This window comes from Martinezella sp. CNPSo 3957 (assembly GCF_057784395.1).
The window spans coordinates 455,152-468,104 of record NZ_JBXSOU010000003.1; the positions used below are offsets into that span (position 1 = coordinate 455,152).

The window sequence follows — 12,953 nt, forward strand, 5'->3', positions numbered from 1 at the left end:
CGTCGCCATCATGCGGCGTCGGCAGGCATGGGCTGTTTGCCCTGCGTCTCCACAGGCGCCTCATAGGCCTTCAGCTTGTCAGCAATTCTCAGCATGATCTTGCGGGCGGCCTCCTCCTTGACCGGCCCGAACCCTCTTATCTCATCAAACAGCGAGAGGATGGCAAGGGCCTCGGCCTCGTTGTCATGTCGCAGACCGGCAAGTACCCGCTCGACAACCCCTTCATAGTCAGCAATCAGGCGACGCTCCAGCCGGCGTTCCGCCATATAGCCGAAGGGATCGAAGGGTGTGCCACGCAGGCGCTTCATCGGCGCAAGGACGCGGAGCAACGGCAGGATCCACGCGCCGAACTCGCGCTTCTTCGGCCGGCCGTTCGGATCCTTACCGCCAAGGATGGGCGGCGCGAGATTGAGGGCCAGCTTGAAATCCCCTTCCATCTCCTCGCGCAGATGCGTTTCGAAGGCCGGATCGGTCAGAAGACGCGCGACTTCGTATTCATCCTTGTAGGCGAGAACGCGTGCATAGGTGACGGCAACGGCAAAAGGCACCTTATCCGAAAGCCGCTCTTTTGCAGCCAGAGCGTTGGCATGGGCCACAAAGGCGGCATAGCGTTCGGCAAGCGCCGCATTCTGATAGGCGGTCAGATGCGCCTTGCGGTGTTTGATGAGTTCATCGAGGCTCATCTCCGCCAACGTCTTGCCGGCATCGGGTTCGGCCATTATGGCATGCACGGCCTGCGGATCATGCGCGAGAAGCCTGCCCCAATGGAACGCGGAAAGGCTTGCCTTGACGGCGACGCCGTTGAGCTCGATCGCCTTTTCGATCGCTTCCAAAGAGAGAGGCAGAAGGCCGCGCTGCCAGGCAAAGCCGGTCAGCAGGATATTGGTCGACATGGCATCGCCAGTCACCTCGGTCGCGACATGGCCGAAGTCGAGGAAGACAGACTTGTCGCTGACGGTCTTGGCGATCGCGTGCTGGATCGATCCGGTCTTGAAATCGAAATCGCGGTTTCGGACGAAATCGGCGACCGGCATCAGCCCGGTGTTGACGATGGCCGTGGTGCGCGTCGGCGAGCAGAGCGTGATCGCATCCTTGGAGGCACCCACCACCTCGTCCGCTGATAACAGCAGATCCGCGCCGCCATTGACGATGCGCGAGGAGGTGACATCGGCCTGATTGTGGCCGATGCGCAGGTGGCTCATGACCGCGCCGCCCTTCTGGGCGAGGCCGGCCATGTCGAGGATCATCGGCACCTTGCCGTCGAGATGCGCGGCCATACCGAGGATGGCGCCGATCGTCAGGATGCCCGTGCCGCCGACGCCGGCAATCGCGATATTCCACGGACGATCGCCGATGACGGGGATTTCGGGCATTGGGACATCGACATCGGCGTGATCAAGCGCCTTTCGCTTACGGCGCTTGCCGCCATGAACGGTGACGAAGGACGGGCAAAAGCCTTTGACGCAGGAGAAATCCTTGTTGCAGCTCGACTGGTTGATCCGGCGCTTGCGGCCGAATTCGGTTTCCAGCGGCTCGACCGAGATGCAGTTGGACTGCACCGAGCAATCGCCGCAGCCCTCGCAGACGGCCGGATTGATGAAGACGCGTTTGGCCGGGTCTTCCATCAGCCCGCGGCTGCGGCGACGGCGCTTCTCCGCGGCGCACGTCTGAACGTAGACGATCGCCGAGCAGCCTTCAGTCTCGCGCAGCGTCAGCATAACCTGATCGATATGGTCGCGATGCAGCACCTTGACACCAGGCGCAAGCTCTGAGGCGCGATAGGCATCGGGATTGTCCGATAGCAGGTAGATCGGCTTGACGCCTTCGTCATGCAGCTGCTTCGTCACCAGCTGCGGCGTCAGGTAGCCGTCGATCGGCTGGCCGCCGGTCATGGCGACGGCATCGTTGTAAAGCAGCTTGTAGGTGACGTTGACCTTGGAGGCGACGGACTGGCGGATGGCGAGAATGCCGGAGTGGAAATAGGTGCCGTCGCCGAGGTTGACGAACATATGCTTTTCGTCGGTATAGCGGGCGATCGCCGTCCATGGCACGCCTTCGCCGCCCATCTGGGTGAAAGTCTCGGTGTTGCGGTCCATCCAGGTGACCATGTAGTGGCAGCCGATGCCGGCAATAGCGCGGCTTCCTTCGGGAACCCTGGTGGACGTGTTGTGCGGACAGCCGGAGCAGAAGAAGGGTGTGCGGTTCAGCGGCGCCACATGGCTGCGGCTGATCTGGCCGCGCTCGGCGAGATAGGCGAGCTTGGCGGCGATGCGGTCATGCAGGCCCTGATCGAGATCGAGCTTGACGATACGCCCAGCAATCGCTCTGGCGACGGCGCCGACAGTCAACGCCGCCGAGAGGCTGAGATAGGGCTTATCGTGTTCGTCGAACTTGCCGACGATTCGCGGACGGACATCGGCCCGCCAGTTGAAGAGCTGCTGCTTGATCTGGTTCTCGATGATCTCGCGTCGCTCCTCGACGACGAGAACCTCGTCCAGCCCTTCGGAGAAATGCCTGACAGCCTCGGGCTCCAGCGGCCAGGGCATGCGCACTTTCAAGATACGCAGGCCGATCGCTGCCATTTCCTGTGGGCCGATCTCCAGCTCGCGCAGTGCCTGCAGCACATCCTCATAGGCCTTGCCGGACGAGATGATACCCAGACGGGCGTTCGGCACATCGTGGGTGATTTCGTCGACGCGATTGGCACGGGCAAAGGCGATGGCCGCATAGGCCTTGTAGGTCTGCAGACGATCGTCCTGGACCAAGGGTGGATCGGGCCAGCGTAGATTGAGGCCACCGGGCGGCATTTCGAAATCGGTCGGCAGGACGAATTGCCGCCTCTCGCCAGAGAGATCGACGGCCGCCGTCGTCTCGATGGTGTCGGCGATGAACTTCATGCCGACCCAGCAGCCGGAATAGCGCGACATGGCGATGCCGAGCAGGCCGTATTCGAGAAATTCGTGGATGGACGAGGGATATATGACCGGGATGACGGCAGACATGAAATCATGGTCGGTCTGATGCGGCATAGTCGAGGATTTGGCGGAATGGTCGTCGCCGGCAATACAGAGGACGCCGCCATATCTGGAGGTTCCAGCCGCATTAGCGTGCTTCAGCACATCGCCGGAACGGTCGACACCGGGACCCTTGCCGTACCAGATACCAAGTACGCCATCCTTGCGGGCGCCGGGGGAAAGACCGACCTGCTGCGAACCCCATACGGCCGTCGCAGCAAGATCCTCGTTGATCCCGGGCTGGAAGGTGACATCGTATGCGTCTAGGTAAGTCTTGGCTTTCAAGAGCTGCTGGTCGTAGCCGCCGAGCGGCGAGCCGCGATAACCTGAAATGAAAGCCGCCGTATTGAGGCCGGCAGCGCGGTCGCGGCGCATCTGCGTCATGGGCAGCCGCACCAGCGTCTGCAAGCCGGTCATGAAGACGCGACCTTCCTCTGCGGTATATTTGTCGTCTAGCGATACACTGGTCGCAAGCATCTGCTCTCCTCCCGAGATCGCAGTCACCACATTCGCTTTATCTCCGCTGGAAACCTCCTACCGCTTCCAACGAAAACCATGATGCAATTCTAACATGCAGCGGCGCTAATTTCCGAACGAAGGCTGGGCATCGGCCGCATGATTTGTAAAGAATTTGGGCTGCTGACAGATATTTTCGTGCTTCGACCCGTCGCATACGAGCATCCATCACGAGCTTTCATCGGAGATATCAGCCGCAAGGGGTTTTATGCATGCGATTCGCCCCCTAAGGTCCCGCTCACTCGAATCTGGGAGACGCATATGCTGACGATCTACGGTGTCTATCGCTCGCGCGCTTCGCGCAACTATTGGATGGCTGGGGAGCTCGGCGTCGAGTTCAAATCCGTGCCCGTCATCCAGGCCAGCCGGCTTGCCAATCCGCTGGCTGCTGATGCGCCGATCAACACGATGTCGCCAGAGTTTCTGGCAGTCAATCCGATGGGCATGATCCCCTGCATCAAGGATGGCGACCTCGTCCTGCATGAATCGCTCGCCATCAATCTTTACCTCGCGCGCAAATATGGCGGTCCTCTGGCCGGCAAGACGGTGGAGGAAGAAGGGCAGATGTCGATGTGGACCATGTGGGCGGCAACCGAAGTGGAGCCCTACAGCGTCGCGCTCGTGCGCATCTATGACAACGCCCAGGAAAACAGCGAGGCCGGCAAGGCCGGGATCGCGGTTGCCTGCCGCTCGCTGAAGAAGCCGCTCGATGTGCTGGAAAAGCATCTGCAAAGTCAGGATTATCTCGTCGGCAATCGCTTCACAGCCGCTGACTTGAACCTCGCGGAAGTGATGCGCTATGCCCAGACAGAACAGGAGTTGTTCGACGCGCGTCCGAAGATGAAGGCCTGGATCGAGCGCTGCCAGGCACGCGATGCCTACAAGGCCATGCAGGCGACCCGCGGTCACGAGCCGGTCTGATAGATCCTATCGGAAGAGACGCATGCTCTCTTCCATCTCCTCGCGAATCCAGGCCTTGAAGGCGGTCACCTTCTTCGGCTCCCGCACGCCGGGGGCGGTGACGAAATAATGGCCGAAGCCCGTCTTTACGCGGATGCCGAAGGGATCGACGAGGCATTTCTGCTGCAGAGCATAGCCAGCCAACGTCTGCCAGGCGAGCATCACCCCCTGCCCTGCTATGGCCGCATCCAGACAGAGCGACGCGTCGTTGAAGATGTGCCGCTCTTCCATGCAATGGCCCGATAGTCCCGCCTTGCGCAGCCACACCTCCCAGCCGAACATGGCGTGTGCATCGATGACGGCGGGGACTTTCAGAAGATCGGCAGGCTCCTGCAGCCCTGCGGCGATCTGCGGCGTGACGACCGGGAACACTTCCTGCGCCAAAAGCAGCTCAGACTTGACGCCGGGCCATTGCCCGCTGCCGACCCGGATGCCGATATCGACATCCGATGTCGCCGGATTGATCAGGCGCGTGGTGGCATCGATGCGTAGACGGATATCCGGGTGGCGGTTGGCGAAGCGATCCAGCCGATAGACCAGCCAGCGAGCCGCAAAGACCGGCGCGACCGAAATCGTAAGGATATTCTCATCCTCGTGCTGCGCAAGCGCGACTGCGGCCGTAAGCGCTTGGAAGCCCTCGTTAAGCCTCGTCAATATCGCCAGCCCCGATGCCATGGCCATCATGCCTTTTGGAGTTCGCTCGAACAGCGGCCGACCGAGCTGCGCCTCCGCCTTGATGACCTGCTGGCTGACTGCACCGACCGTTACACCGAGTTCGTCGGCGGCCGCCTGCAGCGAGCCCAGCCGGCCAACAGCTTCAACGGCGCGCAAGCCATTCAGATGAACATTGTTTAGGTTTCTCATTATAGAATATCTATATCAGTATCTCCGCATTCTCAATTGCATCGAGCGCATATTCGCGCGATTGTCGCACCATGAAATTGAAGACCGTCGCCACTTGCTCAGCTGATGCCCTCATGGTTGCATCGATGTGAGCATCCAAGGAGGCATACCATGTCGATCTTGAAGCTTTTCTTCAGTCATCTTCTCGAAGAGGATCGCAAACCGGACAGCGATCCGCTGCAGCATCCCATGCTTGCGGCCATGTCGCTGGAAGAACTGGCCGATCTGCCGCTGATGCCGGAAAATCTCGGGCGTCCGCTGGACAAGCGGTGCACTCAGCCGGAAGAATGCGCCTGAGAGAGACCTACTCCACGCGTGCAACCATGACATCGGCCATCGATATGGACGTTATCGCCGAACGATTGCAGCGGCTTATCGCGCAAGCCCGGCTGCCCGAGGTCGAATCTGGCCTGCACTATGGCCTGCCGGCCTTCAAGGTCGGAGGCAAGGCGTTCGTGACCGTCAAGAACAATGAGACCATCGTGCTGTCGCTGCCGATCGACCGGAAGGAGCAGCTGATGGAAATGGCGCCGGAGATCTATTTCCAGACGGATCACTATATCGGCTGGCCATCCCTGCCCCTGCACATCGGGGCGATCGGTGACGAGGAGTTGCAATTGCGCCTGATCGAGGCGTGGCGATACCGCGCCCCGAAAAAACTTCTGGCAGCATTCGGCTGATCGATCAGCCCTGTTCGACGGCAAGCGCCTTCTGAACGGCCGGACGCTCAAGCATGCGCTCATAATGCGCGTTGACCTTGGGGAACTGTTTGATATCGACATTGTCTCCCGGCAGCCACTTCTCCATGGTAAAGAGATAGCCGTCGGCGACGGTATATTGCTCGCCCATTACCCAGGGACCCTTCAGCATCTTGGCTTCGATCAGCGCGAAGCTTTCGGTCATGGTCTGCGGCACCTTGGCCTTCATCGTCTCGATGGCTGCCGCATCGTCGGTCCAGCGGTAACCGCGCCCCTTGTGCGAATGGTTCACATGAACGGTGGAGACGATGTAGCTGTTGAAGGATTGCATCTGCGCGAATTCGAAGGGGTCGTCGAGCGGTGCCAGCTTCGCGGCCGGCACGATCTGGGCGATGTAGGCCATGATCGCGATATTCTCGGTAATGACGCCGCGATCGGTCACCAGGGCCGGAACGCGACCCTTGGGATTGATGGCCAGATAGTCCGGCTGGCGCTGATCGCCATTGGCGAGGTTGAGGCGACGGTGCTCGTAGGCGAGACCGGATTCTTCCAGGGCGATGAGACTGGCGAGCGCGCAGCTTCCGGGCGCGAAATAGAATGTCAGCATGTTCCGTTCCTCGATTGAACTCCGTGAGGAAGCTAAAGCGAACCCGGCCGATACGGAAGTGGCTGACGCTGATGGGCGCCACAAAAGGTTTTGATCGGTCGGGCCGGCATGCCCATCCCCATGGGCTGGCGCGATGGGGATGGGCTGCTCGCGTTTAGGCGCAGCCGGGCACGTCTTCCAGTCTGTACCAGACGGGGATACCGCGCTCGCGGGCAATGCGGACATCATTGTCCGCGCCCTTGGAATCACCGGGCAACCTTAGAACACCCTCGCAAAGCTGCAGCAGTCGGCCGGCCGTTGGGTGGAAAATCTCCTCATAGAGATCGTCGCCGATGCTCTTGCCGCCGGCGGCGTGCCAGACCGGCAGGGCAACCCATTCGCCGATCATCGGCAGATGCCCGGCCTTGAACAGCGCATAGGACGGCTCCTCAAGGCGGTTGAGGTTTTCAGCCATCTTTTTCGGATCATCACCAGTGCCGGAGCGATAAGGCCCCGCGATCAGGATCAACATGTCTTGTCTCCGTTTTTAGCTCCTGCTTGCTGCAGGAATTTGCACGAATATGCGCATATTTTCTTGAATGTCGAATCGATTCTGATAAATTCGCGATTATTCGTGATATATCGTGCAGAGATCGGCATGCTGACCAGCCAACGGAAAACCCTCATCCTCGACAGATTGCGCCGGGACGGCCAGGTAATCGCCAAGGCATTGGCCGATGATCTCGGGCTATCCGAAGATACGATCCGTAGGGATCTGCGGGAAATGGCGACGGAAAAATTGCTGAAGCGGGTGCATGGCGGCGCACTGCCGCTGTCCCCGGAGCTGCCCGATTTTACCGCGCGGCAGACGGTCTCATCCGATGCGAAGCGACGGCTCGGTACCTATGCGGTCAGCATGATCCAGCCGGGCCAGACCGTGTTTCTCGATGGCGGCACCACCAATGCCGAGATCGCTCGTCAGCTCCCGAAGGATCTTGCCGTCACCATCGTCACCCACAGCCCGACGATCGCAGGCGAGCTGGAGCATCATCCGCTGGCCGAAGTGATCCTGATCGGCGGCAAGCTCTACAAGCATTCGATGGTCACGACGGGTGCCGTCGCCATGGCGGCCATCGCATCGATAAGGGCCGACATTTTCTTTCTGGGCGTCACCGCCATCCATCCCGCCCGCGGCTTTTCGACCGGCGATTTCGAGGAAGCGGCCATCAAGCGGTATATCGCGCAATGCGCGGCGGAAACCTATGTGCTGGCGACGATCGAGAAGCTCGACGCTGCCTCGCCATGCCAGATCCTGCCGATGAAGGATGTGTCCGGCCTGATCGTATCATCGGATGTTCCGGAGGAAAGCCTGGCGCCCTACCGGCATGCCGAGATGCCGATCTTCCTGGCCTGAGGCCAGCACTACATCTGTCCACCTTGCCGCCATCGCTGATCGGGCCTACTTCCATATGCGCCAGAGGTTACGATCGCCCATGAACGAACGACGCATTCATCAGCTCTTCGAAATCAGCATCCTTTTGAAGGGCGCGCATGCCCTGATCGAATGCCTGGGTGGTCTGGTGCTAGCGCTCGTCAGCACCGACTCGATCCTTCGGCTGGCGAACCGGATCACGCAGCCCGAGCTGCTCAACGACTCGCATGATTTCATCGCGACGCACCTGCTTACGTGGGCGCAGGATTTCTCGGTCAGTACGAAGAACTTCTATGCCTATTACCTGCTGAGCCACGGGCTGGTGAAGGTGCTGCTGGTCATCGGCCTGCTCCGGGGCAAGATGTGGGCCTATCCGGCCTCGCTGGTGGCCTTGGGCCTTTTCATCGCCTACCAGCTTTATCGCTTCACCGACACGCATGGCATCGGGCTCATCATCCTCACCATCTTCGACCTGGTGGTCATGGTTCTCATCTGGCAGGAATATAAGGTCGTCCGGCACCATGTACCGACTCAGAAAACGAGCGGCTGAGACGAAGAGTAAGCTATGCCCTCAACGCAGCTGCCGGCCTGATATCGCCGACCTGGATGCCGTTCCAGTTCTTAAAGGATCGGTCGGCCATTGCCATCAGTCCGGCATGAACGGGGCCGTCCTTCTCGAAGAAGCGGGCCAATGTTGCGGCCACCATGACCTCCGCCGCGCGAGTGGTGCCGTCATCGCATTTGAGCGCGATGGCAATACCCTGTTCGGGGATCGCCCCGCAAAATACGCCTTCCGCGCCGGTCTTCGCGAAGATGCGGCCGGGAGCGATCTGCATCAGCTTGGTGCAGGCGCGATCGGTGCCGGCAACGTAAAAGGGCTCGGCCATGCAGGCCTCGAACAGCCGGCGCGATGCCTTGGCGCGCAGGGGCTCCAGCCCGACACCGGTCGCCATTTTGGCAAAGCCATGCGCCAGTCCCTTCAGCGGCACCGCATAGGTCGGGATCGAGCAGCCGTCCGTGCCGCAATTGTCGTGCGCCAGAATAGCGCCGGTCAGGCTCTGCATCGTGTCGCGGATCTGCTGCTGCAGCGGATGGTCATAACCGACATAGCCCTGGGGATCGATGTCCTGATGGCAGCAGGCGCAGACGAAGCCGGCATGCTTGCCGGAGCAATTGTTATGCAGCGCCGTCGGCTTGTCGAGCATGCGGGCCTGATGAATCAATGTCTTCTGATCGAAAGACCAATGTGCGCCGCATTCGAGCGTGCCGACATCGCGGCCGGCGCGCGCCAGCATGGAGGCGGCGAGCGCCACATGCTCATCCTCGCCATTGTGAGATGAGCAGGCGAGCGCCAATTCCTTGTTGCCGAAGCCATAGGCGTCCGCGGCAGCGCTTTCGACCAACGGCAGGGCCTGCATCGCCTTGCAGGCCGAGCGTGGAAAGACGCCGCTTTCGATACCGCCGAGCGAGAAAACCAGCTTCCCATCGCCATCGACGACAACGACGGAGCCGCGATGATAGCTTTCCACCTGATTGCCACGGGTGACTTCGACGCAGATGGGATTGGACATGACGGAATGCAGCCTCTGATTTGCTAGACGGCCAGTGATAGCCGCTGCCCCCGGGATTGCCAATCGCCGATGCCGGCGGGCAACATCAAAAAGCGATCTCTCAGGCTGCGTCTCGGATCCTGTAGGCGCAACGCCGAGCACCGAGCAGAATATGCTCCTCCCGTTCGACATCAGCACCAAGCACCATGCGGAAAGTCTCCAGCTCCGATCGGCAGAAGCCGGCACAGGCAGATGCGGCAGCACAGATGGGGCAATGGTTCTCCACCAGCACCAGCGAGCCATCCTTGTCCTGCCAGTGATCGGCCATATAGCCTTCCCGCGTGCGGATGGCGGCGAGGTTTGCGACGCGCGACGGCAGATCGGCCGAAAGGTCGATCTCGCTGCGGTAACGTCGAAGCGTCTCCGTTTCGCGCGCCGAGATGACCGCATCGACGGCACCCTGCCCCAACTGGCTGACCATGGTCGCAAGCAGAGTGGCAGTCAGATCGGCATGGCCATCGGGAAATTGCCTGTTGCCGGCCGCCGTCAGATGCCAGAACTGGCGCGGCCTGCCGCGGCCGGATGAAGCCTCCGCCACCGGCTCGACCAACCCCTCCTCAGCCATCTTCATCAGCTGCTGGCGTGCCGCCTCTGACGATATGCCGAGCGCATCGCCAACGGCGGCCGCCAGTTGCGGCCCGTCGGTTTTCAACAGGATCAGAATTCGATTAGCGGATGACTGACGCATTTTTCCAAGTTTTCCCTTGTTTTAATCTGACAAGGATGTAATTTTCCAAATTATAACTTGGAAAATAATCAACCGCTAGGGAAAATACCGAGGATAGCCCGATGTCCAGCATCGAAAACACTACCCCTGCCTCATCCTCCTCCGTCTTCACATTGTTTTCGCCGAAACGTCTGCCCGCGACGCTGATGCTTGGTGGAGGTGTCACGCTTTATGCCGTTGAGTCCTACATCACGGCTACGATCGCGCCCTCGATCGTGCGGGACATCGGTGGCCTTGAACTATTCTCATGGATGACGACGCTCTTCGTCGCCGCCGGCGTGCTTGGCTCGATTACCGTTGCCATGCGGCCGAAGGGCATGGGCCTGCGCACGGTGTATGTCGGGGCGGCGCTTACTTTCGGCATCGGCAGCCTGGCCTGCGCCATCGCGCCGATAATGCCCGTATTGCTCGCGGGCCGTGCCATCCAGGGTTATGGGGCCGGCATGCTCTCCGGCCTCGCCTATGCCTTCATCCGTTTCGTCTATCCGGAGATATTGTGGCGCAAGGCCTCTACCCTCTATGCCGCCATCTGGGGTGTGGCGACCGTGCTCGGGCCAACCCTTGGCGGCCTCTTCGCAGCCGGAGGCGCATGGCGCGAGGCATTCATCATCCTCGTGCCGCTGACCATCATCATGGCGCTTTCCGCGCGCCGGCTGCTGCCCGATGTTGCGGATGACCGGATCGATACGAGGACGCCGCTCGCCCAGATCGGGCTTCTGCTGGCCGCCGTCCTATTCGTCAGCATCGCCGGCACCGTCGATCACGGAACCTACAAGGTAGTGTTAATTGCGGTTTCCATCATTTTGGTCGCGACGATGGTCGTGATCGAGCGCAAGAGCGAAGTGCGCCTCCTGCCCTATGGCGCCGTCATGCTCGGCAATCCGATTTCGCGACTCTATCTCACGATATTCACGATGATGCTTGTGCTGACGAGCGACATTTACATTCCCTATTTCCTACAGACCCTGCACGGTGTCACGCCGCTCGTCTCTGGTTATCTCGTTGCGCTCGTCGCATTGGGCTGGACCATAGCAGCCTTCTTCAGCGCCTCTTTTTCCGGCAGGCAGGCCGCCATTGCCATCATCAGCGGCTGCATTCTGGAAACGGCCGCGACCGCATCCTTGATCCCCTTCCTGGCAACGAACACACCTTTTGATACCGTCGCCAGGTTTGCGCCCGCCGTTATCACGATGTTCCTGATGGGATTCGGCGTCGGTCTCGGCTGGGCGCATCTTGTGACCAGGATCATCGGCATAGCCCGCAGGACCGAACAGGACAAGGCTTCGGCGGCGATCTCTATGACGCAGTCGCTGGGCGGCGCATTCGGTGCAGCGCTCGCAGGCGTCATCGTCAATGGAGCGGGCCTGACATATCCTGGCGGTATCAGCGGCGGCCTCTCTGCAGCAATGTGGCTCTATGCGCTGATGGCGATACCCGGCCTGATCGCGGTCATCCTGTCCTTCACGATCAAGCCAGCTTCAGCATGATCTTGCCGATGTGGTCGCTCGTTTCCATCAAACGATGCGCCTCGGCCACATCGTCGAAAGAGAAGGTCCGATAAATGACCGGGGCGACGGTGCCCTGGTCGAGCAGCGGCCAGACCTGGGCGAGAAGGTCGTCGCGAATGGCTCGCTTTTCCTCAGCCGTGCGTGGACGCATGGTCGATCCCGTCACCGTCAGGCGCTTGACCATGATCGGCGCAAGGTTGGCCTTCTCCGCCACCGCGCCGCCAAGGAAGGCAATGATGGAAAGGCAGCCGTCACGGGCAAGCGAGGCGAGGTTCTTCTCCAAATAGGCGGCGCCGATCATGTCGAGAATGATATCGACGCCATGTTCCGTCTCGGCCTTGATGACCTCGGCGAAATCTTCCTCCTTATAATTGATCGCCCGCTTGGCGCCGAGCTTCTCGCAGGCCTCGCATTTTTCCTTCGACCCGGCGGTCGCATAGACCGTCGCACCGAACGCGTGGGCAAGCTGGATCGCCGTCGTGCCGATGCCGCTGGAGCCGCCATGGATCAGCACGCTTTCGCCTTCAGTCAGCCCCGCCATCTGGAAGAGATTGGCCCATACGGTGAAGAAGGTCTCGGGGAGGGCGGCCGCGCGGACGGCGTCATAACCGTTCGGGAAGCGCAGCGCCTGGCCGACGGGAAGCACGCAATATTCGGCATAGCCGCCGCCATTGGCTAGGCCGCAGACCTTGTTGCCAATGGCAAATTCGGTCACGCCAGGCGCGACATCGACGACCTCGCCTGATATTTCGAGACCGAGGATCGGGCTTGCTTCCTTCGGCGGCGGATAGGTCCCCTGCCGTTGCGCCACATCCGGCCGGTTGACGCCGGCGGCCTCGACGCGGACCAGGATCTCGCCTGGCTTCAACACCGGAAGAGGCTTTCGGGCGATGGTCATGACTTCAGGTCCGCCAAAGGATGGCAAATCCACGAAACGCATTTCAGACGGCAAGGGCATGGCGCAATCTCCTCTCCCAGCAAAGCAGTGGAGATAGTTTA

The 12,953-nt window shown here is 60.7% G+C and carries 13 protein-coding genes; 6 read left to right on the forward strand and 7 right to left on the reverse strand.

The genetic code is table 11. The annotated features are described in order from the left end of the window. Window positions 1-8 precede the first annotated feature (8 nt). Window positions 9-3,518: an indolepyruvate ferredoxin oxidoreductase family protein gene (locus AC13QE_RS10670; protein WP_488483741.1), complete on the reverse strand. Its 3,510-nt coding sequence runs from the start codon at window positions 3,516-3,518 to the stop codon at window positions 9-11. A 273-nt stretch (window positions 3,519-3,791) separates the two neighbouring features. Between AC13QE_RS10670 and AC13QE_RS10675 the strand changes: the two genes are divergently transcribed. Continuing rightward, a complete protein-coding gene (locus AC13QE_RS10675; RefSeq protein WP_488483616.1) occupies window positions 3,792-4,451 on the forward strand; it encodes a glutathione S-transferase family protein in 660 nt (219 codons plus the stop codon). 6 nt (window positions 4,452-4,457) lie between these two features. On the opposite strand, the gene AC13QE_RS10680 is transcribed toward AC13QE_RS10675, so the two are convergent. Continuing rightward, complete coding sequence (locus AC13QE_RS10680; RefSeq protein WP_488483617.1) at window positions 4,458-5,354, reverse strand: LysR substrate-binding domain-containing protein; 897 nt, start codon at window positions 5,352-5,354, stop codon at window positions 4,458-4,460. A gap of 150 nt (window positions 5,355-5,504) precedes the next feature. Between AC13QE_RS10680 and AC13QE_RS10685 the strand changes: the two genes are divergently transcribed. Further along, the gene (locus AC13QE_RS10685; RefSeq protein ID WP_488483618.1) at window positions 5,505-5,690 is read left to right on the forward strand and encodes a hypothetical protein; all 186 of its coding nucleotides are present in this window, start codon (window positions 5,505-5,507) and stop codon (window positions 5,688-5,690) included. Window positions 5,691-5,716: 26 nt separating this feature from the next. Further along, entirely contained in the window at window positions 5,717-6,073 is a 357-nt protein-coding gene (locus AC13QE_RS10690; RefSeq protein WP_488483619.1) for an MmcQ/YjbR family DNA-binding protein, read from the forward strand. 4 nt (window positions 6,074-6,077) lie between these two features. On the opposite strand, the gene AC13QE_RS10695 is transcribed toward AC13QE_RS10690, so the two are convergent. After that, window positions 6,078-6,698 carry a glutathione S-transferase family protein gene (locus tag AC13QE_RS10695; RefSeq protein WP_488483620.1) on the reverse strand — a complete coding sequence of 207 codons (621 nt, stop codon included), beginning with the start codon at window positions 6,696-6,698 and terminating at the stop codon, window positions 6,078-6,080. A 154-nt stretch (window positions 6,699-6,852) separates the two neighbouring features. Beyond that, on the reverse strand, window positions 6,853-7,209 hold the full coding sequence (locus AC13QE_RS10700; RefSeq protein ID WP_488483621.1) for a DUF4406 domain-containing protein: 357 nt from the start codon (window positions 7,207-7,209) through the stop codon (window positions 6,853-6,855). A gap of 126 nt (window positions 7,210-7,335) precedes the next feature. Here AC13QE_RS10700 and AC13QE_RS10705 point away from each other — a divergent pair, with 126 nt between their 5' ends. Further along, window positions 7,336-8,091: a DeoR/GlpR family DNA-binding transcription regulator gene (locus AC13QE_RS10705; RefSeq protein WP_488483622.1), complete on the forward strand. Its 756-nt coding sequence runs from the start codon at window positions 7,336-7,338 to the stop codon at window positions 8,089-8,091. A 79-nt stretch (window positions 8,092-8,170) separates the two neighbouring features. Beyond that, window positions 8,171-8,659 (forward strand): DUF2127 domain-containing protein, encoded by a 489-nt coding sequence (locus AC13QE_RS10710; RefSeq protein WP_488483623.1) that lies wholly within the window; start codon window positions 8,171-8,173, stop codon window positions 8,657-8,659. 13 nt (window positions 8,660-8,672) lie between these two features. Here AC13QE_RS10710 and AC13QE_RS10715 read toward each other — a convergent pair whose 3' ends face one another. After that, window positions 8,673-9,680 carry an asparaginase gene (locus AC13QE_RS10715; RefSeq protein ID WP_488483624.1) on the reverse strand — a complete coding sequence of 336 codons (1,008 nt, stop codon included), beginning with the start codon at window positions 9,678-9,680 and terminating at the stop codon, window positions 8,673-8,675. 100 nt (window positions 9,681-9,780) lie between these two features. After that, window positions 9,781-10,407: a helix-turn-helix transcriptional regulator gene (locus AC13QE_RS10720; RefSeq protein ID WP_488483625.1), complete on the reverse strand. Its 627-nt coding sequence runs from the start codon at window positions 10,405-10,407 to the stop codon at window positions 9,781-9,783. Window positions 10,408-10,508: 101 nt separating this feature from the next. On the opposite strand from AC13QE_RS10720, the gene AC13QE_RS10725 reads away from it, so the two are divergent. Then, a complete protein-coding gene (locus tag AC13QE_RS10725) occupies window positions 10,509-11,933 on the forward strand; it encodes an MFS transporter (RefSeq protein WP_488483626.1) in 1,425 nt (474 codons plus the stop codon). Here AC13QE_RS10725 and AC13QE_RS10730 read toward each other — a convergent pair. Further along, on the reverse strand, window positions 11,914-12,912 hold the full coding sequence (locus AC13QE_RS10730) for an NAD(P)H-quinone oxidoreductase (RefSeq protein ID WP_488483627.1): 999 nt from the start codon (window positions 12,910-12,912) through the stop codon (window positions 11,914-11,916). The two genes, AC13QE_RS10725 and AC13QE_RS10730, sit on opposite strands and share 20 nt — an antisense overlap. Window positions 12,913-12,953 lie beyond the last annotated feature (41 nt).

Bases quoted from the DNA above. Each gene is read 5' to 3' on its own strand.
- AC13QE_RS10675 (WP_488483616.1), top strand. From the start codon at position 3,792: ATGCTGACGATCTACGGTGTCTATCGCTCGCGCGCTTCGCGCAACTAT.
- AC13QE_RS10680 (WP_488483617.1), bottom strand. From the start codon at position 5,354: ATGAGAAACCTAAACAATGTTCATCTGAATGGCTTGCGCGCCGTTGAA.
- AC13QE_RS10685 (WP_488483618.1), top strand. From the start codon at position 5,505: ATGTCGATCTTGAAGCTTTTCTTCAGTCATCTTCTCGAAGAGGATCGC.
- AC13QE_RS10690 (WP_488483619.1), top strand. From the start codon at position 5,717: ATGACATCGGCCATCGATATGGACGTTATCGCCGAACGATTGCAGCGG.
- AC13QE_RS10695 (WP_488483620.1), bottom strand. From the start codon at position 6,698: ATGCTGACATTCTATTTCGCGCCCGGAAGCTGCGCGCTCGCCAGTCTC.
- AC13QE_RS10700 (WP_488483621.1), bottom strand. From the start codon at position 7,209: ATGTTGATCCTGATCGCGGGGCCTTATCGCTCCGGCACTGGTGATGAT.
- AC13QE_RS10705 (WP_488483622.1), top strand. From the start codon at position 7,336: ATGCTGACCAGCCAACGGAAAACCCTCATCCTCGACAGATTGCGCCGG.
- AC13QE_RS10710 (WP_488483623.1), top strand. From the start codon at position 8,171: ATGAACGAACGACGCATTCATCAGCTCTTCGAAATCAGCATCCTTTTG.
- AC13QE_RS10715 (WP_488483624.1), bottom strand. From the start codon at position 9,680: ATGTCCAATCCCATCTGCGTCGAAGTCACCCGTGGCAATCAGGTGGAA.
- AC13QE_RS10720 (WP_488483625.1), bottom strand. From the start codon at position 10,407: ATGCGTCAGTCATCCGCTAATCGAATTCTGATCCTGTTGAAAACCGAC.
- AC13QE_RS10725 (WP_488483626.1), top strand. From the start codon at position 10,509: ATGTCCAGCATCGAAAACACTACCCCTGCCTCATCCTCCTCCGTCTTC.
- AC13QE_RS10730 (WP_488483627.1), bottom strand. From the start codon at position 12,912: ATGCCCTTGCCGTCTGAAATGCGTTTCGTGGATTTGCCATCCTTTGGC.